This is a genomic window from Subsaximicrobium wynnwilliamsii (genome assembly GCF_007997225.1).
GTDB lineage: Bacteria > Bacteroidota > Bacteroidia > Flavobacteriales > Flavobacteriaceae > Psychroserpens > Psychroserpens wynnwilliamsii.
The window spans coordinates 1-26,995 of sequence record NZ_VORM01000035.1 but is presented as its reverse complement, the minus strand read 5'-3'; the positions used below and the strand labels follow the sequence as shown (position 1 = coordinate 26,995).

Sequence of the window (26,995 nt, the reverse complement as noted above, 5' to 3'; positions counted from 1 at the left end):
CAACAAAAACAACAAAAAAACCTGTAAAGAACTTCGCCAACGTTACCGTTTTTAGCGGCTGCAAATATACGCACCTTTCTTTCCATTATCCAAACTTTACAAGGTGTTATTTCTGGTTTTTTTTGCATTTCGGCCGCTTCCTACACATAACCAAGGGCTTAGCAATGCAAAAAAAACACGTTGGATGGAAGTGATTTCGTTCTTCATCATAATACCGCTTGAATTGATTGCATTCAATGCAATAATCTGGCTTTAATAAGAGGATGTTTACCAACCCATATATATAGATCGGCCTATTATAAGCTCGACGTATCTGCAGAAACTACAAAGCCTTCCGCAGAAAGTAATTTCTGATGCGTACGAGCCTACCTTTAATCACCACTCTTATTGACTACATTAAATACAAGTGACGAAGTGCTTATAGATCAAAGCCACCTAGCTGTCAAAACAGCTCTAGCTCTCCTATAGCTTCCAACAAGTGTAATGAGTACTATATATTGTATGTAAAAATTAATCGTGTTATCTTTGTGGCTTCTTAAACTAGACATATATATATGATAAAGATTACCCTACCAGACGGTACCGAGAAAAAGTTCGACAAAGGCGTTACGCCATTGGATGTTGCTAAAAGTATAAGCGAGGGTTTTGCAAGAAACGTTATTTCGGCAAACTTTAACGGGACGACCTTGGAAACAACATCTTCTTTGAATGAAGATGGTTCACTCATATTATATACATGGAATGACGATGAAGGCAAAAAAGCCTTTTGGCACTCCTCAGCACATATATTGGCACAAGCACTTGAGGAGCTTTACCCAGGCGTTAAATTATCGATTGGCCCAGCAATAGAAAATGGATTTTATTATGATATCGATTTAGGGGAGCACTCGATCTCTGAAAAGGATTTTAAATCCATTGAAGACAAGATGATTGAAATAGCCCGTGGTAAACATACTTTTGAAATGCGTGCAGCATCTAAAGCAGAAGCTTTAGATTTATATAGATCACAAGATAATGAGTATAAGGTTGAACTCATTGAAAATCTAGAGGATGGAACCATTACCTTTTGTGACCATTCCACTTTCACAGATTTGTGCCGAGGTGGCCACATTCCCAATACCGGGATCGTAAAGGCAGTTAAATTGCTTTCAGTAGCTGGTGCTTACTGGAGAGGCGACGAGAATAACAAGCAACTTACAAGGATCTATGGTATCTCATTTCCGAAGCAAAAGGATTTGACCGAATACCTAAACCTATTAGAGGAGGCGAAAAAAAGAGACCACAGAAAGTTAGGCAAGGAGTTGGAATTGTTCACTTTTTCACAGAAGGTTGGTCAAGGCCTTCCGTTATGGCTTCCAAAAGGTGCTGCACTTCGTGAACGCCTTGAGAATTTTTTGAAAGCAGCCCAGAAAAAAGCAGGTTACGAAATGGTGGTAACACCGCACATTGGCCAGAAAGAATTGTATGTTACTTCTGGACATTATGAAAAATATGGCGCAGACAGTTTCCAACCTATCCTTACACCTAAGGAGGGCGAAGAATTTTTGTTGAAGCCAATGAATTGTCCGCATCACTGTGAAATATATAATGCCATGCCATTTTCCTATAAGGAATTGCCAAAGCGCTATGCAGAATTTGGTACCGTTTATAGATATGAGCAAAGTGGGGAATTGCATGGATTAACTAGGGTTAGGGGATTTACCCAAGACGACGCCCATATTTTTTGCACGCCCGACCAACTCGATAAAGAGTTTAAGGATGTTATTGATTTGGTGCTTTATGTTTTTGGCTCCTTAGGCTTTGAGAATTTTAAAGCCCAAGTATCTTTGCGAGACACAGAAAACCCTGAAAAATACATTGGCAGCGATGAAAACTGGAAAAAAGCGGAAGATGCCATCCTCAATGCGGCCATTGATAAAGGTCTGGATTATGTAGTTGTAAAAGGCGAGGCTGCTTTTTATGGTCCTAAACTAGATTTCATGGTCAAGGATGCATTGGGCCGAAATTGGCAATTAGGAACCATTCAAGTGGATTATAATTTGCCAGAACGTTTTGATTTAACCTATAAAGGAAGTGACAATGAGCTTCACAGGCCAGTGATGATACACCGTGCACCATTTGGCAGCATGGAGCGATTTATAGCGATTTTACTAGAACACACTGGTGGGAATTTCCCAATATGGCTTATGCCCACACAAGCCATTATACTATCTATTAGCGAGAAATATGAAAAATACTCCCAAAAAGTTTTAAATCTGCTAGAAAAACACGAAATTCGCGCCCTCGTGGATCATAGAAACGAGACGATTGGGAAGAAGATTCGGGAAGCCGAAATGAATAAAATCCCATATATGCTCATCATTGGAGAGAAAGAGGAAGATGAGAACATGATTTCTGTGAGAAAGCATGGTGGTGAGGAACTGGGCATGATTAGTGTCGAGACTCTTTCCGAAGTAATTGAAAACGAGATTAATAAAACCTTAAAAACGTTTAAATAGAACAAGTTTAACCTAAATATATAAGTCATAGCTATACGTAGACGAAATTACTCTAAGCGAGTAAAACAAGAAGACCAACATAAAATCAATTCAAAAATTAGAGCCGAGAATGTAAGACTTGTAGGCGATAATGTTGAGATTGGTATCTATCCCGTCAAGGATGCACTTAAAATTGCAGACGAGCAAGGTCTGGATCTCGTTGAGATATCACCAAACGCTGATCCTCCTGTATGTAAGGTCATGGATTATAAGAAGTTTCTTTACGAACAAAAGAAACGTGAGAAGGTTTTAAAAGCCAAAGCATCGAAGGTCACTGTCAAAGAAATTAGATTTGGACCGCAAACCGATGATCACGATTATGAGTTCAAAAAGAAGCATGCTGAAAAATTTTTGAAAGACGGCGCAAAACTCAAGGCTTTTGTATTCTTCAAGGGGCGATCAATCGTTTTTAAAGAACAAGGCCAAATCCTATTATTGCGCTTAGCGCAAGACCTTGAGGAATTGGGTAAGGTTGAGCAAATGCCAAGATTGGAAGGAAAACGGATGACGATGTTTATCGCTCCCAAAAAAACAAAGTAAAATAGAAAACTGTATATTCCCTATCAAAAGGAAAACAGTTCAATATTAAACCGTGACACATATCGCGGTAAGAAAAATAAGCGAATCGTAATTAAAATTAAGGAGACAATGCCTAAAATGAAAACAAAATCAAGTGCCAAAAAACGTTTTAAACTTACCGGCACTGGTAAAATCAAAAGGAAGCACGCTTTTAAGAGTCACATTTTGACTAAAAAGTCTAAAAAGCGCAAGCTTGCTTTGACTCATGATGCTTTGGTACACGATGCAGACATGAACAATGTTAAGATCATGCTTCGTTTGAAGTAAATCGATTTTAACCGGTTAACAAAACTAATTATAAACCCTGGAGTTAGGCCAAATATTAACGATTGCAGATTGACGATTTTTGATTTGTGAAGTTAATATATAAAAAGTGTCAAAGATAGACCGCCTACTACAAAAAACAATTAAGAAATGCCAAGATCAGTAAATTCAGTAGCAAAAAGAGCCAGAAGAAAAAAGGTTCTTAAGCAAGCAAAAGGTTACTTTGGAAGACGTAAAAACGTTTGGACAGTAGCAAAAAACGCGGTAGACAAAGCGATGCAATATTCGTACAGAGACCGCAGAGTCAAAAAGAGAACATTCCGTTCGTTATGGATCATGCGTATCAACGCTGGTGCAAGACAACATGGGATGAGCTATTCAAAATTAATGGGAGGTCTCAAAGCCAACAATGTCAACCTGAACCGTAAGGTACTAGCCGATTTGGCAATGAATCACCCAGACGCTTTTGAAGCTGTAGTAAATAAAGTAAAGTAAGGGCTATCGCCTAAATAACAACCACAATTCGCTTATAAAAACCGATTCAGAAATGAATCGGTTTTTTTATTGAGGCGAAGGGGTCTTAGCATTTGTTCCTAGTTGACTCACGAAGTCAATCGTGCCTTGTAAAGTGTTAAGGGACAACGTTCAAATCAATTCCTTCATCTCACTCAATCTACTAGGCTCCTGCCATTTCTGTTTTTGAGCAGCACTGCTTCCAATTTTAGTCAAGGCTACTTGTTTTTAGGATTCAGTTCAGTTCTTCTGAATTGCGTATAACCTGTGCGCCTCAGTTTTGCCATCCAACAATTCATCACCCAACGGAATCGCTTTATATTTATTTGCTAGATTCAATTCAGCTAAGAATTCTTCAGAAACCAATAGCGACTCACTGTATTCATTACACATTTCTTGAATGCGGGAGGTCGTGTTGATCACGTCGCCATGGTATGCCAATTCCTTCTTTATGGTCCCCACTTCGGCAATGATAATCTTTCCGGCATGGATCCCTGCTTTGAATTCTGGCACTACGCCATACTTTTTCATGTAATACTTCGAGTGCCTATTGAGCTTATTTTCATAATCAAAGAATAGATTAACACAGTTTAAGTTGTTAACCCCCTTTTTTAAGCTCCATGACAAAACAGCTTCGTCACCCACATATTGATAGATTTCTGCATCATACTTATTCACTATTCTATTGAGGTAATAAAAACAATCTTGAATAAAACGACTGTATTTTAAATGGCCCAATTTCTCTGCAATTGCTGTTGAGGACTTCAAATCGATGAACATGAGCACGCGCTCTACTTCTCTTGGGTTTCTATAGCGGCCTATAATCATTTTGAAGATCACTCCCTTTCCAAATTTATCATTGGTTAAGCGCATGAATGAAAATAACAATGAGCAAAAAATAAAATATATCGTCACCACCCAGAACACCTTATTGTAAACCCACCAACCTCGTTCATTCGGAAAATCGACCTTGATATAGGCCTCTGCCAAATGAGCTATGAAGGTTAGGGAAAATATCAAAAAGATGAAATAAATAAAGGATTTGAAGAGTAATATAAAACCAAGATGTAAGATCTTGGAAAAGAACTTATCAAATAAAAATTCAATGATAGTATAGATAATAGCAACCATAACCCCAAGCACAACACCGAATATCAAATATTCTGAAGCTGTGACCACATCGTTTAGTTGAGCAGTGTGAACCTGTTCTTGATTTCTACCATAATATCTAATGATTATGAAGGAACAGAAGGCGAAAGACCAAAATAATATCGAATTGAACAAAAGTTTAAAAAACTGTTTTATTGCGTAGATCAAAGCTGTAGATTGTTATTTAGTGTTTACCTTATTCCATTTCATTGATGGCCATTTTAAATTCTTGCCAATCAATGCGGCCATTACCATCCTTATCATATCCTTCCAAGAGTCTTTTGGCGACCATCCCTGTTAGAAAACCACTTATTTCGGCCTGCTTTAAAAGTGCGACTAGCTCATCCTTACTAAGTTTACCATTACTGTCTTTATCAAAAAAAGCGAAGGCCTCTTCTGGAGTTTGAAAATGGTTGGTGATCAGTATTTGTATTTTCTCAAGAATCATTTCTTTTGTTGCCATAGTTCAAATTTTATATAAATGTATTGAAAGCAATTCAATAAAATATGGAATGTACTTTATTTCTATTTATACTGCGGAAGCTTAATACGATCTCTATTAACAATCTCCTCTGCTTGATCAAAAGCATCATTATACTTATAGCTACAGCCAAAGATCACTAACATTTTAGATTTCACAGTTATTGAGTGCAATTTTAGGTAAGAAATACCCGCAATAAATTCTAACTGCTCATACCATCTCGTTTCAATGCGATCAAAAGCCTTTACTCAATATCCATTGGCGGCGTCGTAATCTAATTTAAGTTTATGGATTTCTGCTAAGCTAAAAAGCAAGAGGGCTTTCTGTACTTCATTGTTGGACTTAATATGATGCTTTTCATGATAGGTTATGGCAGCCTGAAATAGTTCTCACAGATTAATTACTGTCCGAAATAGACTCTGGAATCCTTATAAAAAAAACAACTAGTAAAATAAGAATGTAAAAAAGCCAAACAAACTTCATATTAGGTCTTTTGCTTTTTCTTTTTAGCTGCAGGAAACAACACATTATTAAGGATAAGCCTATAGCCTGGAGAAGTGGGATGTAGATCTAATTCTGTTTGGGGATCACCAACTTTATGGGTATAGTCTTCGGGATCGTGCCCACCATAGAAAGTAAAAAAGCCTTTGCCTTTAATACCATGTATGTACTTGGCCTCGCCATTGGTTTTATTCTCTCCCATGACCAACACGTTGGATTTGATTTCATCTCTCGTAAAAGCAGTAGTCTGCCCCATAAAACCCTTAACCAACGCGGTATGATTTTGAGTAAGCATTGACGGAATCGGATCCCATTTTGCAGAATAATCCATCAAGGTAAAATAATCGGTAGTCATTGGGATGTCTCGTTTTCTGGTCATATCAATGGAAGAAAACTCATAAACATTGGGATTGCGCTCCAAAATAAAATCCTTGAAGGCGAAGGTATTACCATAATCGATTTTATTTTGATAGCCAGGATCGCTTCCATCGCCATCAAACATGGGCTCACAAATATCAACACCATCGGCCGAAAGTGCAATGTCAAAACTATCTGTTGCACTGCACATGGCAAACATGAAGCCACCACCAACTACATAGTCCCTGATTTTTTTTGCGACTGCCAATTTTTCTTCGGAAACCTTATCGTAGCCCAAATCTGCAGCTAAAGCTTCCGCTCGTTTTTTGTCTTCGATGTACCAGGAAGCGGCACGATAAGCGCGATAAAATTTACCATATTGACCAGTGAAATCTTCGTGATGCAGGTGTAACCAATCGTATAATAACAACGCGTCGTCAAGGACTTCCTCGTCATAAATGGTTTCATAAGGTATTTCAGCATAGGTAAGCACCATCGTTACGGCATCGTCCCAAGGTTTTAAGCCTTTTGGTGAATAAACTGCGATTTTCGGGGCTTTTTCAAGCACCACAGCCTCCATGTTTTCGGCTGGACTACTTATCATGTTGAGGATTTCTTCAGTTTTTGCGTTGGAAATCACTTCAAAGCTAACACCTCGAATCTGGCATTCACGTTGGATTTCTTCGGTATCTGGCAAAAGGAAAGAACCACCTCTATAATTCAACAGCCATTTTACCTTCATCTGCTTATTAAGCGACCAATAAGTAACCCCATAAGCTTTGAGATGATTTTTTTGACCTTCGGCATCCATCGGGATCAATATATAGGAGGCATAGGCATGAGCCCCCATGACCAAAAGCAACACTAAAATTATAGACTTCTTCATTTTTCCTTTTTCATTTTCATCAAATCCTTCCGCAGAAAAGTACTCGCACTAAGTTTGTGGAAGATCGAATCCATTCGTATTTGAGAGTGAAAGATACTTAAAAATTGTTCCGAAGCGGAAGGCTTTAATAGACTTTTAATGTTTTAGACTGAAACGCGACATTTTAAGACAATGCCAAAGCTTTCAATTGTTCGTAATAAGATTGGCATTGCAGTAACAATGGATTCAAATGCTTCGGAAAAATCTCAGATTTAGATTCATAAACGCCAAAACCGGAAGATTCGTGTACGCTTTTATACCAGTATTTTTCCCAGATACCATCTTCCTCACGTTTGGACGGTGCCCAGGATAACATCGCATGGTCAAACGGAATGTCAATTTTTTCACAAAGTTGGCGCAGGACACCCTCGGGGTTTAAAAGCAGATTTTTACCGTCCAAGACGACATACTTTATTTGATGCGTCTCGAAATAAGCAATCAAATCCACATGAAGCTTGTAGCCCACATCGTCTAAACTAGGGTTTTCAATCACTTTTGCGAATGATGGAAGCATTTCCAAAGGGTCACGGGTCAAGATCACATTGGTCATTTGTTTCATGAAACTGTAGTCTAAATTCAATAAGTGGTGGCTCATATTCTTAAAGAATAAAACCGGCTTTTCATTAGATTTGAGCATCATATCCACTACGCTATTGCCATCATTTTCCATAGTAGCCAGAATATCCTTCGCTCCTGGATGATACGCTTTTGCATTGCTGTTTCGCAAATAATAGGCATAGAGTGGCTCGTCAAACACTTTAGTATCCAAACGCTGGGCAAAACTATACATCAAAGCCGTTGAAATATTTCGAGGTCCAGACCAAAGTGAGATGCGTTTAATGGTATTCTTTTTCATTAGCTACAGTTTCTGCAATGAGATCGTGGTATAAACCAGACAGCTTTTGGGTCATGTCGCCAAAGGGTTTCGACCCAATCTGCCGCCCGTCAATCTTGGTAACAGGTGTAATTCCTCCAAAAGACCCCGTGACAAAGGCTTCATCTGCCCCATACACATCAAACAAGGAAAAGTTCTTTTCATGGCAAACGATGTTGTGTTTTTTGCATACTTCAATGACTTTAGCCCTCGTAATACCGTTCATGCAATATTGCCCCGTTGACGTCAAAACTTCATTGTTTTTTACGATAAAAAAATTGGTGGCATTGCACGTGGACACAAATCCATTGACATCGAGCATTAGGGCCTCATCGGCACCCGCTTCAATAGCTTGGATCAAGGCTTGGACTTCGTGGAGTTTGCTGTGGCAATTCAATCTTGGGTCGAGATAATCTGGCGAGCCACGTCTTATGGTACTCGTGAATAATGTAATCCCCTTTTGTTTGCTTTCTTCGGAAGCTTTTTTGTACTCAGGAATGATGACAACATTAGGTCCAGAAATCGTCAATCGAGGGTCTTGTGATGGTGTTTTTTTTATGCCTCGCGTGATCATGATGCGCACATGAACCTGATCTGACATTCCGTTTTTATCCAGAACCTTATGAATGATTGTTGTCAACTCAGCCTTTGTAAACGGAAAAGTCATGCCTACCGAAGCTGCCGAACTCCATAAACGCTCTAAATGTGCTTCCAAAAATACCAGAACACCTTTGTGTAATCTCAGCGCTTCCCAAATGCCATCACCCACTAAATATCCACTGTCGAAAACCGAAATTTTCGCATCGTTTCTACTAAAGTATTCGCCATTGATGTAAATCTTGATATCCTTATTTCTATCGTCTTCTAAGGCATTATGTGTACCGTGAACCATTTTATTGCTGAATTAAATTGATGCGGAAAGTTATGAAAAAGGATTGGATTTGTTGAGGAGTTGTTGTTTGATGACTTGTTTGGCGTGGCGCTGTTTGGTATGGCGCTGTTTGATGTGGAGCCGACTATTTATTAAAAAACATGAAAAATTTTCAGCTGCATGCCTGCGACTGAAACTGGGAAACTGAAAACTCTTTTAGCGTTTTAAAGTACGTTCTGAGCCAGAAAGCAGCGAAGCCACAACCTTAGTTTCTGGAAACTGCTCCAAAATGATCTTGATGAATACCGTAATTGGAATCGCCATGATCAACCCAGGAATGCCCCAAATATAGCCCCAAAGCATCAACATGATCAACACTGCGATGACATTAATGGAAAACGATTTGCCCATAAAAACAGGTTCTAAAATAGCCCCGAACAACACCTGCACGCCTGTTATTGACAAAAAGAAAAAGAAGAGCACGCTCGACGTTTCCAATTCCACAAAAGCAAAAATCGTGAGGCATATCACCGAAATAAACGAACCGACCATTTGCACAAAATTAATGAGGAAGGCAAACAAGCCCCAAAAAATAGGGAAAGACACATCAAAAAACACGCAGGCCAAACCAGTAAAAATACCGGTCAATAAACTTACAGCAAATTTAACCTTAATGAAGGTAATTAAATCGTTCTCGATTTTCATAAAGGCTTTTACCGAAGTATGTTTCCGTCTGAGAATGGTATCATTCAAGACACGTTGCATATTAATGGATTCTGCCAACCACAGTACCGTAAAGAAAATAATCATGAGGATGGTGGTCAAGAATTTCCGAAGAAAATCAACCGTAGAGCCAATGTTGTCTTTCTCAAAAAACTGCCCAAGGATACTGCCTTCTTGATTATAGGCAATACCAAATTCTTTTTGGAGATAGCCCATCAAATCATTGATTTTCACTTCCGCCTTGGCGAAAAAACCAGAGTCACTGGCCATGATTTGTTTGCTGGACAACTGCACCAGCTCAACACCTATAAAAACAGCCAAAACAATAAGCGCCAAAACAATCACAATACTAAACAATCTCGGCACTTTGCGTTTGCCCAGCCAGCGCATCAATGGTAAGAACAACAGCGCAATAAACATAGAGCTAATGAGCGGAATGAATATAAACGATAGGGTTTTGAGTAAGTAAAACACCAACGGTATCACAATGATCAACAGTAAAAGGTTTGTGGTGCGTCTTTGTTCCAACATGGGGCTTAGCAAGTTTTTTTAAATAGCCTGCAAAGTTAAGCTAAAATGTTTTGAAATAAATGTAAAGAAAATATTTTAAACTCACTTAATCTAAAAAAACATCACCTATAGATTAATGTAATTTATGCATTCGCTTGGCTGAAGTGCCACGACGTATTGATTAGATATTTTTACTCGGAAAGTTCATTTCAATATTTTAGAAGAGCGCATAACCTCTTACAGAGCGGAAAAAGCCTAAAATATTTTTTAATTGTTTTAAGCCAAAGCTAAAACATCTGAATATAAATAATAAGGGAATGCATGTAGGCATTATGGAATTATGGAATTATGAGAAAAACTGGATACGAAAATATCTTTTGGACACGAGCGAGACGCTCGCGCTAGCGATGATAGTTAGACATTTCAAAATTGTTTATAAAGTTGACGAACAGAAGAAAGAGATAAGAATTTTACAGATTTTTGATACGTATCAAAGTACAACAAGACTTCGCAGATAACAACTTCAAAACTAAGTATAAGAATTTTGATATTACCTAAAGTGCTTTCAGATATTAAAAAGGCACATCATTATCCTCATCGTCATCAGGACCACCAAAGGCATCAGATGCCGATGGGAAGTTATCTGGCTTAAAAGTATCATCGTTTGCAGCTGCATTCATCTTAGAATGGAACTCTCCAAAAGGCGTATCAAAATCATCAAGATTGTCGAACTTACCGAGATGGCCAATAAACTTCAAACGTATATTTTCCAAACCACCATTTCTATGTTTGGCCACGATAAACTCTCCTTGGCCTTCTGTTGGCGAACGCTCATCATCATCCCACTCCTCTATTTTGTAGTATTCTGGGCGGTAAATGAAACTCACAATATCGGCATCCTGCTCAATCGCTCCAGATTCACGTAAATCGGATAGTAAAGGTCGCTTACTCCCTCCACGGGTTTCTACCGCACGCGATAATTGCGACAGTGCGATCACAGGAATACTCAATTCCTTGGCCAATGCTTTCAAGTTACGGGAAATGGTAGATATTTCCTGCTCACGGTTCCCTCCTTTTTGACTGCCACCTGCGGTCATCAATTGCAAATAATCAATCACAATCATTTTTATGCCAAATTGTGAGGCCAAACGCCTGGCTTTGGCACGCAAGTCAAATATGGAAAGTGACGGCGTATCATCAATATACAAAGGTGCTTTTTCCAAGGTCTTGACCTTGACGTTGAGTTGCTCCCACTCGTGCTTTTCAAGTTTCCCGGTTCTCAATTTTTCTGAAGACAGACCCGTTTCTGAAGAAATCAAACGGGTGATCAATTGAACGGAAGACATTTCCAAAGAAAAGAACGCCACAGGAATATTACTGTTGACCGCAATATTTCTAGCCATGGTCAAAGTCAAGGCCGTTTTTCCCATCCCGGGACGTGCCGCCACAATGATTAAATCACTAGGCTGCCAACCTGAGGTCAATCGATCCAGCTTTGTGAATCCAGACGGGATCCCACTCATGCCTTCTTGATTGGAAATCTCCTCAATTTTCTTTTTAGCTTGAATGACGAGACTTTGTGCAGACTCTGTGGATTTCTTCACGTTGCCTTGGGTAACCTCGTAAAGTTTGGCTTCCGCATTATCCAATAGGTCAAAAACATCCTTGGTTTCATCGTATGCCTCTTCAATGATTTCATTTGAAATCTTGATCAAACTTCTTTGAATGAATTTTTGCAGGATGATGCGTGCATGAAACTCAATATGCGCTGAGGAAGACACCCGCTGGGTCAATGAAATCAGGTAAAAATCGCCACCTACAAGATCCAGTTTTGCGTCTTTCTTCAATTGGCTGGAAACGGTTAATAAATCCACCGGTTCACTGTTTTCAAATAATTTGAAAATAGCCTCGAAGATGTGTTTATGGGCATCCTTGTAAAACGCATCGGGACTAAGAATGTCAATGACCTCATCAACACCCTTCTTGTCAATCATCATAGCCCCTAAAACAACTTCCTCTAAATCAATAGCTTGTGGTGGTATTTTACCGCGCTCTAAATTGATAAGTGTACTTTTATCAACTTTATATCCTTGCATTTGACTGGGTTGTTTCATAACTGCGAATGTAAAAAAATTGTTAAGAACATACCCCTTTTGAGGTTTTACAATCTTAACAGGTCATCAACAATTTAACTGTTGATAACTTTAATATATTGTTAATAGCGACAAAAAAAACCGAAACCATAAGCTTCAGTTTTATTTAAAGTATGATATGGTTAAGACTTAGCCTTTAAAAACACCCATGGCCAAATATTTATCCATGCGTTGGCTTACTAAATCTTTTTGTGATAAGTTTTTGAGTTCCTCATAACTCTCCACAATTGCTTTTTCGACTGCTTTAAAAGTAGCTTCTCTATCGGTATGTGCTCCACCTAATGGTTCTTTGATAATGGCGTCTACCAATTTGAGTTTCTTCATATCTGGTGCCGTGAGTTTCAAGGCTTCAGCAGCTTGTTCTTTATATTCCCAGCTTCTCCATAGAATTGACGAACAGGATTCTGGCGATATGACCGAATACCAAGTATTCTCCAGCATCAACACACGGTCTCCTACGCCTATTCCCAATGCACCTCCAGAGGCACCTTCTCCAATGATTATTGTGATAATGGGTACTTTAAGACGTGTCATTTCAAGAATATTTCGGGCAATGGCTTCTCCTTGGCCGCGCTCTTCAGCCTCCAACCCGGGATAAGCCCCTGGGGTATCGATCAAAGTGACCACAGGAATACCAAATTTTTCAGCAGATTTCATCAAACGTAAGGCCTTACGGTAACCTTCAGGATTAGACATCCCAAAATTTCGAAATTGTCTTGCTTTGGTATTGTAACCCTTTTGTTGCCCAATGAACATATAGCTTTGATCGCCTATTTTACCCAAACCACCAATCATGGCTTTGTCATCCTTCACATTCCTATCGCCATGCAACTCCAAAAAGGTGTCGCCACAAATGGCCTTGATGTGGTCAAGAGTGTAGGGCCGGTTTGGGTGTCTTGACATTTGGACCCGTTGCCAAGCGCTAAGGTTTTTATAGATTTCCTTTTTGGTTTCCTTGAGCTTCTTTTCAATTTTTTTGCAAGTCTGGGTCACATCAACCTCGCTCTCTTCGCCTATAATGAGGCACTTATCGAGTTGCTGTTCCAGTTCTTTTATAGGTAATTCAAAATCTAAATATTCCATTGAAATTTTGATTGAGTTAGTATTAGTCTTGGTTAGTTTAAGGCTACAAATATAAAAACTTTAATCGGGTTTGCTTGCTAAGGCTATGCGCTTTTTATGGCTTTTGTAATTTTTTAAAATACCATCGGCAATGACCATCGACAATACCAGAAAAGCTCCATAGTAAAATTGGGAGCTCATGATCTCGGTTTCAGGAAAAATGAAAATAGCCAATACAATCCCGTACACAGGTTCAAGGTTATAAGTTAAAATCACCGTATAAGGACTTACATACCTCATAACGTCTACAGCGCCTATAAAAGCGTAAGCCGTGCAAACTGAGGCCAAAATGAATAGATACCACGCATCAGCTGCTGAAAGTGTGAAGAATTGGGCCGAAAAGCCACCCTGAAAAACCAGAATAAAAACCGATAGGAACACCAGGCCACTTATAAATTCATAAAATGAAATGACCGTGGCGCTATGCTGCTCAATCAAGCGCCCGTTGATGACCGAAAAAAGCGTAGATAGTAGTGCCGAAACAATACCGAGAACAATCCCATTGATGTAGGCAATTTCACTCTGGGTAATCAAAAAGACGCCTGTAATGACCACCAGACCAAAAACGATCTCATACCAAATAACACGCCGCCTATAAAATAGCGGTTCTATAAAGGAAGCGAAAAAAGCACCGGTAGAAAACATGGCCAAAGCAATCGATACGTTAGATTGGTTAATGGCTTCAAAAAAAGTGATCCAATGCAAGGCGATAATGATCCCTGCCCCAAAAAATTTAAATTTTGTCTTGGTGCTTACCTTGATCTTAAGCCTTATCATCTTAATGTAAAGAAACATCAGCACTCCCGCAATACACATGCGATACCATACTAAAGCCGTGGAACCTATGGAAATCAATTCGCCCAGGATTGCTGTAAAACCAGCAATGAACACCAAAAGATGTAAATGAAGATAGTTCTTTGTCTTAGCGTTTGGCATTGTACAGCAGATAAATGGCTAATATACCAAAAACGATGTTGGGAAACCATACGGCTACAATAGGATTAAAACTGCTCTGCTCTGCCATAACCCCAAAAATCTTATCAAAAAACACATAAATCATGGCTATGCTTATACCAAAGGCCAAGTTAACACCCATGCCGCCACGTCTTTTTTTGGAAGAAACCGCTACCGCAATAATGGTCAATATAAATACAGAAACCGGCAAACTCCACTTTTTGTACTTTACCACTTCATAACGCCCAATATTTGAGGAACCACGTTGCTTTTCTTTTTCGATGAAATCTATCAGCTCATCATATTGCAGCGTCTCTGCAATATATTCCTCAGGCGTGAGGTCTTTAACATCAAAGGGAAAGACCGTGTCCTTGCGTCGGGTAGTTTCCAATACTTCTCTATTATCCTGAAACTTTCTCTTGGTGTAAGTGGATAGCCTGTAGACGGAATCCTCTTCGACATAACGTATATTATTGGCAGTGATCTTATACTTTAATTCATTGCCCACCACATGCTCCAAACTAAAATTAGAACCCACTTTGGTTGCAGGATTAAAATTGCTCACATAAATGTAATCGGTATCATTGACCTGCCGGAAGATATTACTGGTCTGCACCACATTGGCGTTATTCTTTAAATACTCATATTTAAATTGGTTGAAACCTTTACTGGCCTTAGGCGCCAAATATAAACCCAATAATAGAGCGAAAGCCGCAACGATGGTTGCACCAATCATGTAGGGTCTTAAAAAACGCCAAAAGGACACTCCAGAACTTAAGAAGGCAACAATCTCTGTATTGTTCGCCAGTTTTGAGGTGAACCAAATCACCGATAAAAACAAAAATATAGGAAATAGCAGATTGGCAAAATAGATCGTAAAATCCAAATAATACTGTGCCACCGCTGCAAATGGGACTTCACGCTCCAAAATCTTCCCGATTTTTTCAGCGAGATTGACCGTGATCCCAATAGGAATGAACAGCAACAACATCATCAAAAATGTAAAGAGATATCGCTTTAATATGTACCAATCGAGTATTTTCATGCGCTCCTAAGCACTTTTAGCTTAAGTTTTATTAAAATTAGTGTTGCCCAGTTAAGACTTAAGACCGCTACGCCAATAGATCTAAGAGCCAAGACTTGATTATAACTAACTGATAAACAGTCTAAATAATTATTAGCTTTTGTAAAACTTATATTTTTTTTAAAAAATTCAAAAATAAGCCCTGTGCCTTAAAAAATCTACGAATCGGCTTTGCAATATAGGTAAATCGCAAGGCGGAACTATTTGTACCAAACAATACTGATTTAAAACATTATAACTCCTATAATTGAAAATCATAGTTCTACTTCGTAAATCTTACTTCCTATATGATTGATTACAATCGTTTATCCATTTGCTTGACCATTTTCTCCTTCCAAGTTCTAAAATCGCCCGCAATGATATGTTTTCTGGCCTCCCTAACCAACCACATATAAAAACCTAGGTTATGTATGGTAGCAATTTGTTTTCCTAACAGTTCATTAACCGTGAACAAATGTCTCAAATAGGCTTTGGAGTATTCGGTATCCACAAAGGTAATGCCCATTTCATCTACAGGTGAAAAATCATCTGCCCATTTTAGGTTCTTGATATTAATGCTGCCATGTGCCGTGAACAACATCCCATTTCTGGCATTTCTGGTTGGCATCACGCAGTCAAACATATCAACACCTAGCGCTATATTCTCCAAAATATTGATTGGTGTTCCCACGCCCATTAGGTAACGCGGTTTTTCCGAAGGAAGAATATCACAAACCACTTCGGTCATGGCATACATTTCTTCCGCAGGTTCCCCTACCGATAAACCACCAATGGCATTGCCTTGAGCACCTGCATTTGCGATATATTCCGCAGATTCTTGGCGTAAATCCTTATAAGTGCTACCTTGAACTATCGGGAAAAAAGTCTGCTCATAACCATATTTAAATGGCAGCTTATCCAAATGGCCAATACAGCGATCCAGCCAACGATGCGTCATGTGCATGGAGCGCTTGGCATATTTGTAATCGCATGGGTAAGGCGTGCACTCATCAAAGGCCATGATAATATCCGCACCAATGGTACGTTGTATTTCCATCACATTTTCGGGTGTAAACACATGGGTACTCCCATCAATATGCGATTTAAACTTAACGCCTTCCTCCTTGATTTTTCGATTAGCCGATAATGAATAGACTTGATACCCGCCAGAATCGGTTAAAATATTGCGGTCCCAATTCATGAACTTGTGCAAGCCACCCGCCTTTTCCAAAATATGCGTTTGTGGCCTTAAATACAAATGATAGGTATTCCCTAAAATAATATCGGGATTGATATCATTCTTCAATTCCCGTTGGTGTACGCCCTTTACAGAAGCAACCGTCCCAACCGGCATAAATATGGGCGTTTCGATGCTGCCATGGTCTGTAGTAATTACGCCAGCCCTAGCTTTGGTTTGGGCATCTTTTGCTTTTAATTCAAAAATCATAAAATCGAGGTCATCAGGTGGCAAATATAAATAACTCTAGTGTTTCTGCTCTTAAACATATGATAAAATTATGCTTCGGAAAGTGTGCGTTGCCAAGTCCATTTTCAGCGCTTGCAGGAACTTTTTCTTGGTAAACCTTAATTGATTTTTGTTTTTGAATTTCATTCGAAGCGTTCTCAACAAGATCCAATGCGCCCCATGTTGATTGAATTGTTAGCAAAAACGCTAATTCGTTGATAAGTGCCATTTCGCTAGTTTTGTTTAGGTTAATGAAATCTTTACTTTTGCAGCCTAAAACCACTCACACTTTAAACATGTCAAACACACAACAATTAAAAGATTTAACCACTCAGGTACGTAGGGATATTTTGAGAATGGTACACAAGGTAAACTCTGGGCATCCCGGCGGTTCTTTGGGCTGTGCCGAATTTTTTGTCGCCTTATACAAAGAGATAATGGATCGCAAAGACAGCTTTGAAATGGATGGCATCGGCGAAGACCTTTTCTTTCTGTCAAACGGACATATTTCTCCTGTTTTTTATAGTGTTTTAGCGAGATCGGGGTATTTCCCGGTGGAAGAATTAAACACCTTTAGACTCATTGATTCCCGTTTACAAGGACATCCAACCACGCACGAAGGCTTGCCTGGAATACGTGTCGCTTCTGGCTCCTTGGGCCAAGGATTTTCTGTGGCATTAGGTGCTGCCCAAACCAAAAAACTCAATAAAGACCAACATCTCATTTATAGCCTACATGGCGATGGTGAATTGCAAGAAGGCCAAAATTGGGAAGCCATCATGTATGCTGCAGGTAATAATGTGGATAATATCATCTCAACCATTGATTATAACGGACAACAGATTGACGGCCCAACCGATGTGGTTTTGCCAATGGGCAATCTCAAAGAAAAATTTGAAGCTTTTGGCTGGACCGTTGTTGATATTTTACAAGGCAATAACATTGAAGAGGTCTTAAAAGGCATGGCAGTCGCCAAATCAAAAACTGGTCAAGGCAAACCTGTGTGCGTATTGTTGCATACTGTTATGGGCAATGGCGTTGATTTTATGATGCATACCCACGCTTGGCACGGTAAGGCACCAAATGACGAGCAATTGGAAATTGCCTTAAAGCAAAATCCAGAAACCTTGGGAGACTATTAATCCCATCCTAAATCCTTCCCCAAGGGAAGGACTTCTAAAAAAAATGAATACCATAACATTTAAATTAAAACCTAAGAAAAATCACTCCTTTGGAGGGAATTAGGGAGGCTTATGAAAACATACACGAACACAGGAAATAAAGATACACGCTCAGGTTTTGGAGCAGGTTTGACAGAACTGGGGAAAACCCATGAAAATGTCGTCGCGCTCTGCGCCGATTTGATTGGCTCTTTGAAAATGGACGATTTTAAAGCAAATCACCCCGAACGTTTCTTTCAAGTGGGCATTGCCGAAGCAAATATGATTGGTCTTGCAGCAGGCATGACCATTGGCGGAAAAATCCCTTTTACAGGCACTTTTGCCAATTTTTCAACCGGGCGGGTTTATGACCAAATACGTCAAAGCGTCGCTTACTCTAACAAAAACGTAAAAATATGTGCTTCACATGCTGGGTTAACACTGGGTGAGGATGGCGCCACACACCAAATTCTTGAAGACATCGGTCTCATGAAGATGCTGCCAGGCATGACCGTGATCAATACCTGTGATTACAACCAAACTAAAGCGGCTACCATCGCAATTGCTGATTATGAAGGCCCGGTATATTTACGTTTCGGAAGACCAAAAGTCGCGAATTTTACTGCGGAAGACCAAAAGTTTGAAATTGGCAAAGCAGTGCAATTGACTGAAGGTAGCGATGTGACCATCATTGCCACAGGCCATTTGGTGTGGGAAGCCTTGGAAGCTGCCAAGACCTTGAATGAAAAAGGCATTTCTGCAGAAGTGATCAATATCCACACCATAAAGCCTTTAGATGATAAGGCCATTTTAAAATCTGTCGCAAAAACCAAATGTGTGGTCACGGCGGAAGAACATAACTACTTGGGCGGTTTGGGCGAAAGTGTGGCTCGCGTGCTTTCTACAAATCAACCAGCGCCGCAAGAATTTGTGGCGACTCAAGATACCTTTGGAGAATCTGGCACACCAGAGTTACTCATGGAAAAATACGGTCTAAATGCTGAAGCGATTGTAAAAGCATCGGAAAAGGTGCTCAAAAGGAAATAATTCTCGTTTGGCAGCGTTTTTGATAATTCACATCAAATCATTAAAAACGATATTTATGAAAAAATCAGTAGCAAGCACCCTCCTATTAGTGTTGATCTCATTAAGCGTCAACGCTCAGGAAGGAAGTTCTTTCGGCCTAAAAGGCGGATTGAATTACAATGCCAATGGCGATTATTTTGAATCGGTTAGCAGCAACGCCAAACAGCCAGACCGCAATATTGGGTACCATATAGGCGTCTTCGGTAAAATAGGAAACGACCTTTATTTTAGACCAGAGTTGGTGTACACCAGTACTAAAAGTGATTATGACAGTGATGATTTCAGCATGCAAAAAATCGATGCACCACTTTTGGTGGGCGTAAAAATCATTGGGCCCGTGAGTGTTTTTGCAGGGCCTTCGCTACAGTACATATTGGATACTGAGTTTTCTGGGATCAACATTGATAACGTGAAGGAAGATTTCAGCGTTGGCCTTAATTTTGGCATAAGCGCAAACCTGGGTCGATTGGGAGTAGATCTTAGATACGAACGCGGTTTTAGTGACAACGAAGCCACCTTCATCAATAACAACATTGGTGATGGCGTGGTAAGTAGAATAGACACAAGACCAGAACAATTGATTCTCAGTCTCTCATTGGCGCTCTAAAGCTTCCGATGAAAATGACATAAAAAAAAGCTGCATCTTTAACGGATGCAGCTTTTTTAGTTGATAATTTTATCTTATACCTGATTGGTTTCCGTAGACTCAGGATCCAAGTAATTTGGTATTCCATCACCGTTGGAATCATCGTTGGTGGGGTCACCGTCATTATCTAAATCCTCAAATTGTGTTTGCACACCATCGCCATCATCATCGACATCTGCAAAATTAGGTATTCCATCTCCATCTGTATCATCATCCATTAAGTCACCATTATCATTCAAATCCTCAAGATGCGAAGGCACGCCATCGCGATCAAGATCATCGGCTATGGCTTCAAAAATCGCAAATTTAAAAATCAAATTAGAGTAACCTGGAATAGACGCTACAGAAGAATTAAAATAGCCTAAGCCAGAAGGCAAAAACATGACTCCAAAGCCATAGTTATTATAAGACACCGTGCCATCATCATTAATCACAGCATCGCCTTCAGCAGTCCCAAAACTAGGCATAACCTCTTTCCAACCTTGAATGGCTCCAAACGTTGTGCTGCCATTTCCTACTAAATTAATAAGAATTGGATTGATAGCGCTGTCAAAAACAGTACCATCTTCAAGGCTTCCGGCATAATTCAATCGAAGTGCATCTGTAAAATTGACACTGTCACCGCCACCTTGGTTGATACGAAGAATATAGTATTTATAGCTGGTTTCCGCAAAGGTTGTGTTTTTAGTCTCTACAACATCCTTTAAAATTTTGTTGGTATCAGGGTTTGGCAAGGCTAAGTAATTGCCATCGGCATCTTTTGGAAGTTCCATAATCTCAATATCTGTGATCTCATAATCACCTGGAGTTTCAAAAAGGGAGGCGTTGTAATAATGCGATTCCAAATAATTCACTAAAGCCATATCGTCTTCAATTTGCTGCTCACCTCTATCTCTTGGCGGCACCACTGGAATTGGCGCATCATCATCATTGGCACAACTTCCCATCGCGAGCGTTAAAAACAGCACCAAACTATATTTAAGATATTTCATAAAAGTCATTTTTCTTTTTAGTAAACACCACTGCCCTTTACAAACGGTGTAATATTCCTTATTTTTAGGCCGCAAGATACAATAATATAATATTTTTGTACCATACAATTAACCCCAATTTCAAAGTAAAACAATGCGTGTAGATAAATTTCTCTGGTGTATAAGGTACTATAAAACAAGAAGCATTGCCACAACCGCTTGCAAAAAAGGGCAGGTTAAAGTCAATGAACAAGTGGTCAAACCCAGTCGTGATGTTTTCCCCTTAGATAAAATAGAACTTCGAAAAGACCAGATCAAATACCAATTGACCATCAATGATTTGCCTCCAAATCGTGTTGGCGCCAAGTTGGTGGATATCTATAGAACAGACACCACGCCAAAAGAAGCGTTCGAGGCACAAAAATTATTGAAATATTCTAAAGACTATTACAGGAAAAAAGGAACCGGACGCCCCACGAAAAAAGATCGTAGGGATATTGACGATTTTTACGATGCACCCAAAGTTGAAGAATAAGTAATTGTAGAACCCAGCAGCACGCCCAACATTAATTCACGAAAACCAGTTTGACCAATGAAAAATGTAATTCTCAACCACCAGGAAATCCAAAATAAAATCAGGCGTATTGCCTATCAAATCTATGAAAGCAACGTTGATGAGAACACTTTGATTTTGGCGGGCATTCAAGAGAATGGATTTATATTGGCTAAACAGATCAAGAAGCAATTAGATGTGATTTCAGAAATTGAGACCACGCTTTGCAAAGTGCTGATCAACAAAAAAAACCCTTTGGAAGCCATTACCACTTCGCTGCCACCCGCCGATTATCAAAATAAATCTGTGGTTCTCGTAGATGATGTGCTCAATTCTGGCAGTACCCTGATTTATGGTGTGAAGCATTTTTTGGATGTACCGCTCAAACAATTCAAAACTGCAGTATTGGTGGATAGAAATCACAAAAAATTCCCCATAAAAGCAGATTACAAGGGGCTTTCTTTATCTACCTCCCTTCATGAGCACGTAGATGTTAATCTCCAAACCAATAATTTTGAGGCGTTTTTAAAGTAGTTTAACAGCGAGTTCCTGGGCAAGTTGCTCAACGGTCTTCCCGTCGGTTTGGATGCTGTGAGAAGCCTTCATGTAAAATATTGATCGTTCAAATAAATGTTTGCCTATAAACTCTTGAAGGTCTGCTTCAGCATTTAAATGTGCGATGAGCGGTCGTTTTGCTCTTTCGTCAAATAAGCGCGCGCATAGTGTTGGGATGCTCGTTTTTAGATAGACGCTTTTCACGCCTATAGCATTCACGATTTGATCCATATTATTGCCGTAACAGGGCGTACCACCCCCTAAAGAAATAATACTGTTCTCCAATTGCAATACTTGAGCAAGGTATTTTGTTTCCAACTTTCGAAAATACAGCTCCCCTTTTGATTTGAAGATTTCCTTTACAGGCATTTGTTCCTTTTCTTCCAAATAAGCATCAAAATCAAGAAATTTATAGTTCAGTGTTTTTGATAATTCGAGTCCGATTTGGGATTTTCCAGACCCCATATATCCAATTAATGCAATAGTCATAAGAGTGTTATAAATTGATTATTAAAAACATAAGCTTAGGCGATGCAAAAAAACAAAAAAATTTATAAAAAATGGTTTGTAATTTTAATTAAACCTATTATATTTGCACCCTCGTTAGAGAAACATTTTGACTTGGTAGCTCAGTTGGTAGAGCATCTCCCTTTTAAGGAGATGGTCCTGGGTTCGAGCCCCAGCCGGGTCACTAGAAAAACCTTGCATATCTTAGGATTTGCAAGGTTTTGTTTTTTAAAAAATCATTGCTTGCTACAAACTGCTTTTTTAAAGAGTTGAGATCATTTATAAACTGTATTGATGTGTTCTTTAGAATAAATTGAAAAGCTTTGGGCACATATTGAAACAAAACTATTGCAGATATGCCATCAAACATTATATTTGCAGTCCAATTACATAGTTTGAGCGTAAGCTCAATGCTCTTTTCCTTACTAAATAATGCGCACGTGGCGAAATTGGTAGACGCGCTGGCTTGAGGGGCCAGTGACCGTTTTAGGTCGTGGAAGTTCGAGTCTTCTCGTGCGCACTTTTATATTTATTTCTCTTAATTTTTTATCTTTATTATTATTCTTGATCTTTCTTCTACGTATATCCAAAAACAGGACTAAAAGTTGATTTTAATATCCCATAGCCGAATATGTCTTTACCCCTCCCGATAGCTATCGGGACTAAAGGGTGGTCATATTCTCAAAATTTAGAATAATCCTAAAATTTTTACTTCAGCCGCTGCTGATGGGGGTAACAAAAATTTTTGCGTTTTTAAGTTTAGAATACTATTAGGACGCAAAGCGGCTCTGCATTCTTTCTTCTTTTTGTGCTTTAGCCAATTAGGGGAGCCTATATGTCCCATTTTAATTATCCTGCCCATAGAAACGACTACGAGTTCAACATCCTAGTTTTGCATCGAGACTGTCTACCGGTTGGAAGCTGCATATAAGATTGTGTTTCCAAATCACCTTTTCAATATTCGGCTTGAAATTGCGGCCTATTGCACACAAACCAAATCAATAACCTCGGGGAAAGCCCACAAGGTATGAATTGAAAGATGTTCTTTGTACTTCAAGGCATGCCTCGGGGAATAAAACCCTCTGGAGGGGTTTAAGTCTGACATTTATCATAGTTTTTGTTTTAACAAACCCCTAGATTTACTTTTTAATGTTAAAACGTAAATCTTATGCTATCGATACTAATGCCCACCGACTTTTCTGAAAATTCAATGAACGCCATTAAGTATGCGCTCGAATTTTTCAAATACCAAAAAACCGACTTCTACTTCATGCATGCCTATCGCAATGAGTTTTATGACGATGAGCAGCTTGTGTCTCGGGAGGTTTTTGATACGGTTTTGGAGAGTGTCAAAAAGCAATCAAAAAGCAACATGGATGAGCTGCTTCAAAAAGTAGAGGCGATTGCCACCAATACCAGATTCAATTACCATGGTATTTCGGCATTCAATACACTTGTTGAAGAGGCTAACCAAATTTCAGACGAGCATAATATTGATTTGATTGTAATGGGCACAAAGGGCAAATCAGACGATCGCAGTATCGTATTTGGAAGCCAAACCTTTCAAGTACTCAAATATGTGCAATGTCCGGTTCTGGCTATCCCTACAAATTATACCAACACGCAACCCAAGCGCATTTTGTTTCCCACCAATTATCTCATTCCATATAAACGTCGCGAGCTGAAGTTGCTTTCCGTTTTAGCAAAATCCTATCGCAGTACCATAGATGTCCTTTATGTCTCAAAAAGTAAGGGACTTTCCATGAGGCAGGAGGACAATCAATCATTTATAAAAGACACCTTAGAAGGCAATACGCTCAATTTTATCCAAGAGCGTAACAAATCGGTTTCAGAAACCATTAAAGCCCATCTCAAAGACAATAGTGTTGATTTATTGACCATGGTAAATACGCAACACTCTTTCTTAGAGGATATGTTGTTCCCTTCTACAATTGACAAAGTGAGTCTTGGATTGGACATTCCGTTATTGGCCATGCAAAACACAAGACGGTATTGAAGGTGAAAACTAATTGAAATTTCTAAGTTAGTAAACATTCTCAAATGAGATCTAGTTTTAAGATGTAAGGCAAAAACAGTCAACCAGATGAAGCATATTCTTTTACCCACCGATTTTTCAGAAAATTCATGGAACGCCATCTCCTATGCCATAAACCTGTTCAAGGATGAAACTTGCACCTTTCATTTACTGAACAATTATATGCCAATGGTATATAATGTGGAATATGTTTTGGGCTATCCCGCGCAATTCGGTTTGGTCGATGCCATGAGAAATAGTTCACAAGTCAATCTGGAAAGCTTAATCAAACGCATTGATAAGCAGTTCAAAAACAACCCTAAACACAGTTTTGATACCAGCTTAAGTTTGGATAACTTGGTTTCTGGGATTCAAGAATTTATTCTAAAACGACCTGTCAATCTCATAATAATGGGAACTAAAGGTGCAACTGGTGCTAAGGAGGTGCTTTTTGGCACAAACACGGTAGATGTGTTCCAGAAGGTAAAATGCCCAACACTGGCCATTCCTTCTGGCTTTCAATTTGAACCTTTAAAAGACCTTTTATTCCCAACAGATTTAGAAGTTCCCTTCAAAAACACCGAGTTGGAAATAGTGGCGGACCTTGTCAAGAAACATAAGTCCAAAATTCACGCCTTGCACATTTTAACCGGAACAAATGTAACCCTCACGCAAGCGCGCAACAAATTGGAACTGGAATCATTATTCGAAGAGCTTCCTTTCGTTTACCATGAAATCAATAATGATAGTGTGACAGACGGTATCAACAGCTTTCAGAAAGATAATAAGATCAACGTATTGATCATGTGCAACAACAAGCATTCGTTTTTTGAAAACATACTGTTTAAATCAAAGGTCAAACAAATCGGTTTCCATATCCAAATCCCGTTTTTGGTCATTCATTCAAAAAATTAAACAGAATTCATTTATAGCAATTGAAAGTAAATTATAAACCAAAACTTTTGAACCCTATTAATTATATGACATGAAAAATAACATTCTTTTACCAACAGATTTTTCTGAAAATGCTTGGAGCGCCACGGAATATGCCACAAAACTGTTTGCCAATGAAGACTGCAATTTCTACTTTTTGCACGCTTCACAACCCCCATCTGGGAGAATTTCAGTCTCTTCAACTAAATTAGCGAGAGTCATGGCCGAAAATGATTTGAAATCACTCTCAGAATTCAAAACCAAAGCCGAAAAGACCTTTCCAAATTCCAAACATAAGTTCAATATCCTTTTGAGTCAGAACGATTTATTTGACGCCATAGAAGTTACGCTATCGCAGCATGGTATCGATTTGGTGATTATGGGCACGAAAGGTGCCAGTAGATCTGAAGACCTATTTTTTGGCAGTAACACGGTAAACGTCATTAAAAGGATAAAGTCTTCGGCTGTACTTATGATTCCCGACGGATTCAATTTTGTGAAACCGAAGCAAATAGCGTTTCCAACAGATTTTAATCGTTCCTACGGAAAGGAAATAGAATATGTAAAACAAATGTGTGGACTATATAAGGCCAAGATCAGCGTAGTTCACATTAGCGATAACCTCGAATTGTCTGAAGCACAACACGAACAACAGAAGGTGTTAGAGTCCGTCCTGGAACATATTCCACACAGTTTTAATTCTGTATTAGACTCTGGCAAAAAAGAACATGCCATCAAGGATTTTATTGAGGAACATGACATTGATATTTTGGCAATGATCTACTACACGCATAGTTTCTTAGAATATGTCACCAAAGAGCCCGTCATCAAAAGAATCGGTTTTCAGCCCACGATTCCGTTTTTAGTCATTCCGAAGGCTTAACTGGGCGACATCATATAATCACAAGATCAATCTTAGATACAACTTGGTAAGCAATTTGTGGAAATTCACAAGAGGAAACTAAGCGCAGCGGAATAAAGTGCCCCAGATCTATAAACAGACTGAAAATTTATTTATCCGTGAAAGTAATAGTATCCAATCTGAATGTGCAGCCTCAAAAAACGAGACTATTTTTATAAACTTGTAGTCAGACACATTCGTGATCCCGACGCTTCGGAAGTGCCAAACACTTTAGTTTGGAGTGATTCTGAAAAATGAAATATTGAAATGATAGTTTGAACTATATTTGAGGCCACTCGATACCGATTCAGACGAAAAACGGAAGCAGAACAATTCCCCGGAAAAATTGATTTAAGCCTGAATAAACGGAAGCCTTCAAACCTTCTTAGGATCCTTAGGTCACTTCAATCAACAGTCCATCCTGAAAAATTCAAATAAAAAAAAGAGCATGAAATAATTTCATGCTCTTTTTTTTATGCCAATTCATGTCTGTTATCGTTTCAGTGTGAAATGGGCTTTAAACTCTCTTGTTGTCTGTGCTTGCTGTTCCTGGTACTCGACCACGAACCAGTAGTCGCTGGTGGGCACCTGGCCGCCGTTGTAGGTG

At 39.1% G+C, this 26,995-nt stretch carries 27 protein-coding genes and 2 tRNA genes; 14 read left to right on the top strand and 15 right to left on the bottom strand.

Annotated elements, in window-relative coordinates; translation table 11 throughout:
- Positions 1 to 554 precede the first annotated feature (554 nt).
- The 4 genes from thrS to rplT all read left to right on the top strand — a co-directional run bounded on the left by thrS (position 555) and on the right by rplT (position 3,875).
- Positions 555 to 2,498, top strand: coding sequence for a threonine--tRNA ligase (gene thrS, locus ESY88_RS19060; protein WP_147088255.1), 1,944 nt, complete (start codon positions 555 to 557; stop codon positions 2,496 to 2,498).
- A 33-nt stretch (positions 2,499 to 2,531) separates the two neighbouring features.
- Positions 2,532 to 3,077, top strand: coding sequence for a translation initiation factor IF-3 (gene infC / locus ESY88_RS19055; protein ID WP_147088254.1), 546 nt, complete (start codon positions 2,532 to 2,534; stop codon positions 3,075 to 3,077).
- Between the two features lie 108 nt (positions 3,078 to 3,185).
- Positions 3,186 to 3,383, top strand: coding sequence for a 50S ribosomal protein L35 (gene rpmI, locus ESY88_RS19050; protein WP_147088253.1), 198 nt, complete (start codon positions 3,186 to 3,188; stop codon positions 3,381 to 3,383).
- 147 nt (positions 3,384 to 3,530) lie between these two features.
- A complete protein-coding gene (rplT, locus tag ESY88_RS19045) occupies positions 3,531 to 3,875 on the top strand; it encodes a 50S ribosomal protein L20 (RefSeq protein WP_147088252.1) in 345 nt (114 codons plus the stop codon).
- A 258-nt stretch (positions 3,876 to 4,133) separates the two neighbouring features.
- Here rplT and ESY88_RS19040 read toward each other — a convergent pair whose 3' ends face one another.
- From ESY88_RS19040 to ESY88_RS18985, 12 genes are all read right to left on the bottom strand, one after another.
- Positions 4,134 to 5,177 carry an adenylate/guanylate cyclase domain-containing protein gene (locus ESY88_RS19040; RefSeq protein WP_223270899.1) on the bottom strand — a complete coding sequence of 348 codons (1,044 nt, stop codon included), beginning with the start codon at positions 5,175 to 5,177 and terminating at the stop codon, positions 4,134 to 4,136.
- Positions 5,178 to 5,238: 61 nt separating this feature from the next.
- On the bottom strand, positions 5,239 to 5,505 hold the full coding sequence (locus tag ESY88_RS19035) for an EF-hand domain-containing protein (protein ID WP_147088251.1): 267 nt from the start codon (positions 5,503 to 5,505) through the stop codon (positions 5,239 to 5,241).
- A 502-nt stretch (positions 5,506 to 6,007) separates the two neighbouring features.
- Complete coding sequence (locus ESY88_RS19030; protein WP_147088257.1) at positions 6,008 to 7,192, bottom strand: asparagine synthetase B; 1,185 nt, start codon at positions 7,190 to 7,192, stop codon at positions 6,008 to 6,010.
- Between the two features lie 238 nt (positions 7,193 to 7,430).
- Positions 7,431 to 8,162 carry a sulfotransferase-like domain-containing protein gene (locus tag ESY88_RS19025; protein WP_223270897.1) on the bottom strand — a complete coding sequence of 244 codons (732 nt, stop codon included), beginning with the start codon at positions 8,160 to 8,162 and terminating at the stop codon, positions 7,431 to 7,433.
- Positions 8,143 to 9,072 (bottom strand): aminotransferase class IV, encoded by a 930-nt coding sequence (locus ESY88_RS19020; RefSeq protein WP_147088250.1) that lies wholly within the window; start codon positions 9,070 to 9,072, stop codon positions 8,143 to 8,145. The genes ESY88_RS19025 and ESY88_RS19020 overlap by 20 nt, the downstream gene beginning before the upstream one ends.
- Before the next feature lie 195 nt (positions 9,073 to 9,267).
- Positions 9,268 to 10,305 carry an AI-2E family transporter gene (locus ESY88_RS19015; protein WP_147088249.1) on the bottom strand — a complete coding sequence of 346 codons (1,038 nt, stop codon included), beginning with the start codon at positions 10,303 to 10,305 and terminating at the stop codon, positions 9,268 to 9,270.
- 551 nt (positions 10,306 to 10,856) lie between these two features.
- The gene (dnaB, locus tag ESY88_RS19010) at positions 10,857 to 12,398 is read right to left on the bottom strand and encodes a replicative DNA helicase (protein WP_147088248.1); all 1,542 of its coding nucleotides are present in this window, start codon (positions 12,396 to 12,398) and stop codon (positions 10,857 to 10,859) included.
- A 168-nt stretch (positions 12,399 to 12,566) separates the two neighbouring features.
- The gene (locus ESY88_RS19005) at positions 12,567 to 13,520 is read right to left on the bottom strand and encodes an acetyl-CoA carboxylase carboxyltransferase subunit alpha (protein WP_147088247.1); all 954 of its coding nucleotides are present in this window, start codon (positions 13,518 to 13,520) and stop codon (positions 12,567 to 12,569) included.
- Positions 13,521 to 13,580: 60 nt separating this feature from the next.
- Positions 13,581 to 14,495, bottom strand: a complete 915-nt coding sequence (locus ESY88_RS19000) for a DMT family transporter (RefSeq protein WP_147088246.1) — start codon at positions 14,493 to 14,495, stop codon at positions 13,581 to 13,583.
- Complete coding sequence (locus ESY88_RS18995) at positions 14,482 to 15,558, bottom strand: LptF/LptG family permease (protein ID WP_147088245.1); 1,077 nt, start codon at positions 15,556 to 15,558, stop codon at positions 14,482 to 14,484. Before ESY88_RS18995 ends, ESY88_RS19000 begins: the two co-directional genes overlap by 14 nt.
- A gap of 334 nt (positions 15,559 to 15,892) precedes the next feature.
- Positions 15,893 to 17,023: a tRNA guanosine(34) transglycosylase Tgt gene (tgt, locus tag ESY88_RS18990; RefSeq protein WP_147088244.1), complete on the bottom strand. Its 1,131-nt coding sequence runs from the start codon at positions 17,021 to 17,023 to the stop codon at positions 15,893 to 15,895.
- Positions 17,024 to 17,036: 13 nt separating this feature from the next.
- Entirely contained in the window at positions 17,037 to 17,270 is a 234-nt protein-coding gene (locus tag ESY88_RS18985) for a hypothetical protein (protein ID WP_147088243.1), read from the bottom strand.
- A gap of 22 nt (positions 17,271 to 17,292) precedes the next feature.
- Between ESY88_RS18985 and ESY88_RS18980 the strand changes: the two genes are divergently transcribed.
- The 3 genes from ESY88_RS18980 (at position 17,293) to ESY88_RS18970 (ending at position 19,894) form a co-directional block, all read left to right on the top strand.
- Entirely contained in the window at positions 17,293 to 18,183 is an 891-nt protein-coding gene (locus tag ESY88_RS18980) for a transketolase (protein ID WP_223270896.1), read from the top strand.
- Positions 18,184 to 18,294: 111 nt separating this feature from the next.
- Positions 18,295 to 19,248, top strand: a complete 954-nt coding sequence (locus ESY88_RS18975; RefSeq protein WP_147088241.1) for a transketolase family protein — start codon at positions 18,295 to 18,297, stop codon at positions 19,246 to 19,248.
- A gap of 55 nt (positions 19,249 to 19,303) precedes the next feature.
- A complete protein-coding gene (locus tag ESY88_RS18970; RefSeq protein ID WP_147088240.1) occupies positions 19,304 to 19,894 on the top strand; it encodes a porin family protein in 591 nt (196 codons plus the stop codon).
- Between the two features lie 74 nt (positions 19,895 to 19,968).
- Here ESY88_RS18970 and ESY88_RS18965 read toward each other — a convergent pair whose 3' ends face one another.
- Positions 19,969 to 20,925: an FKBP-type peptidyl-prolyl cis-trans isomerase gene (locus ESY88_RS18965; protein WP_147088239.1), complete on the bottom strand. Its 957-nt coding sequence runs from the start codon at positions 20,923 to 20,925 to the stop codon at positions 19,969 to 19,971.
- Between the two features lie 133 nt (positions 20,926 to 21,058).
- On the opposite strand from ESY88_RS18965, the gene ESY88_RS18960 reads away from it, so the two are divergent.
- Together ESY88_RS18960 and ESY88_RS18955 are read left to right on the top strand one after the other, a co-directional pair.
- Positions 21,059 to 21,439: an RNA-binding S4 domain-containing protein gene (locus tag ESY88_RS18960; protein ID WP_147088238.1), complete on the top strand. Its 381-nt coding sequence runs from the start codon at positions 21,059 to 21,061 to the stop codon at positions 21,437 to 21,439.
- A gap of 57 nt (positions 21,440 to 21,496) precedes the next feature.
- The gene (locus tag ESY88_RS18955; RefSeq protein WP_147088237.1) at positions 21,497 to 21,991 is read left to right on the top strand and encodes a phosphoribosyltransferase family protein; all 495 of its coding nucleotides are present in this window, start codon (positions 21,497 to 21,499) and stop codon (positions 21,989 to 21,991) included.
- On the opposite strand, the gene ESY88_RS18950 is transcribed toward ESY88_RS18955, so the two are convergent.
- Complete coding sequence (locus ESY88_RS18950) at positions 21,983 to 22,501, bottom strand: shikimate kinase (protein WP_147088236.1); 519 nt, start codon at positions 22,499 to 22,501, stop codon at positions 21,983 to 21,985. The two genes, ESY88_RS18955 and ESY88_RS18950, sit on opposite strands and share 9 nt — an antisense overlap.
- A 129-nt stretch (positions 22,502 to 22,630) precedes the next feature.
- On the opposite strand from ESY88_RS18950, the gene ESY88_RS18945 reads away from it, so the two are divergent.
- The 5 genes from ESY88_RS18945 to ESY88_RS18925 all read left to right on the top strand — a co-directional run bounded on the left by ESY88_RS18945 (position 22,631) and on the right by ESY88_RS18925 (position 26,370).
- Positions 22,631 to 22,703 (top strand) — tRNA-Lys (locus ESY88_RS18945).
- Between the two features lie 250 nt (positions 22,704 to 22,953).
- Positions 22,954 to 23,039: transfer RNA gene (locus ESY88_RS18940), tRNA-Leu, on the top strand.
- Positions 23,040 to 23,687: 648 nt separating this feature from the next.
- On the top strand, positions 23,688 to 24,536 hold the full coding sequence (locus ESY88_RS18935) for a universal stress protein (RefSeq protein WP_147088235.1): 849 nt from the start codon (positions 23,688 to 23,690) through the stop codon (positions 24,534 to 24,536).
- Positions 24,537 to 24,623: 87 nt separating this feature from the next.
- Positions 24,624 to 25,469: a universal stress protein gene (locus ESY88_RS18930; RefSeq protein WP_147088234.1), complete on the top strand. Its 846-nt coding sequence runs from the start codon at positions 24,624 to 24,626 to the stop codon at positions 25,467 to 25,469.
- 70 nt (positions 25,470 to 25,539) lie between these two features.
- Complete coding sequence (locus tag ESY88_RS18925; RefSeq protein WP_147088233.1) at positions 25,540 to 26,370, top strand: universal stress protein; 831 nt, start codon at positions 25,540 to 25,542, stop codon at positions 26,368 to 26,370.
- Between the two features lie 510 nt (positions 26,371 to 26,880).
- On the opposite strand, the gene ESY88_RS21940 is transcribed toward ESY88_RS18925, so the two are convergent.
- A partial coding sequence (locus ESY88_RS21940) for a T9SS type B sorting domain-containing protein (protein ID WP_147087337.1) occupies positions 26,881 to 26,995 on the bottom strand: 115 nt, incomplete at its 5' end.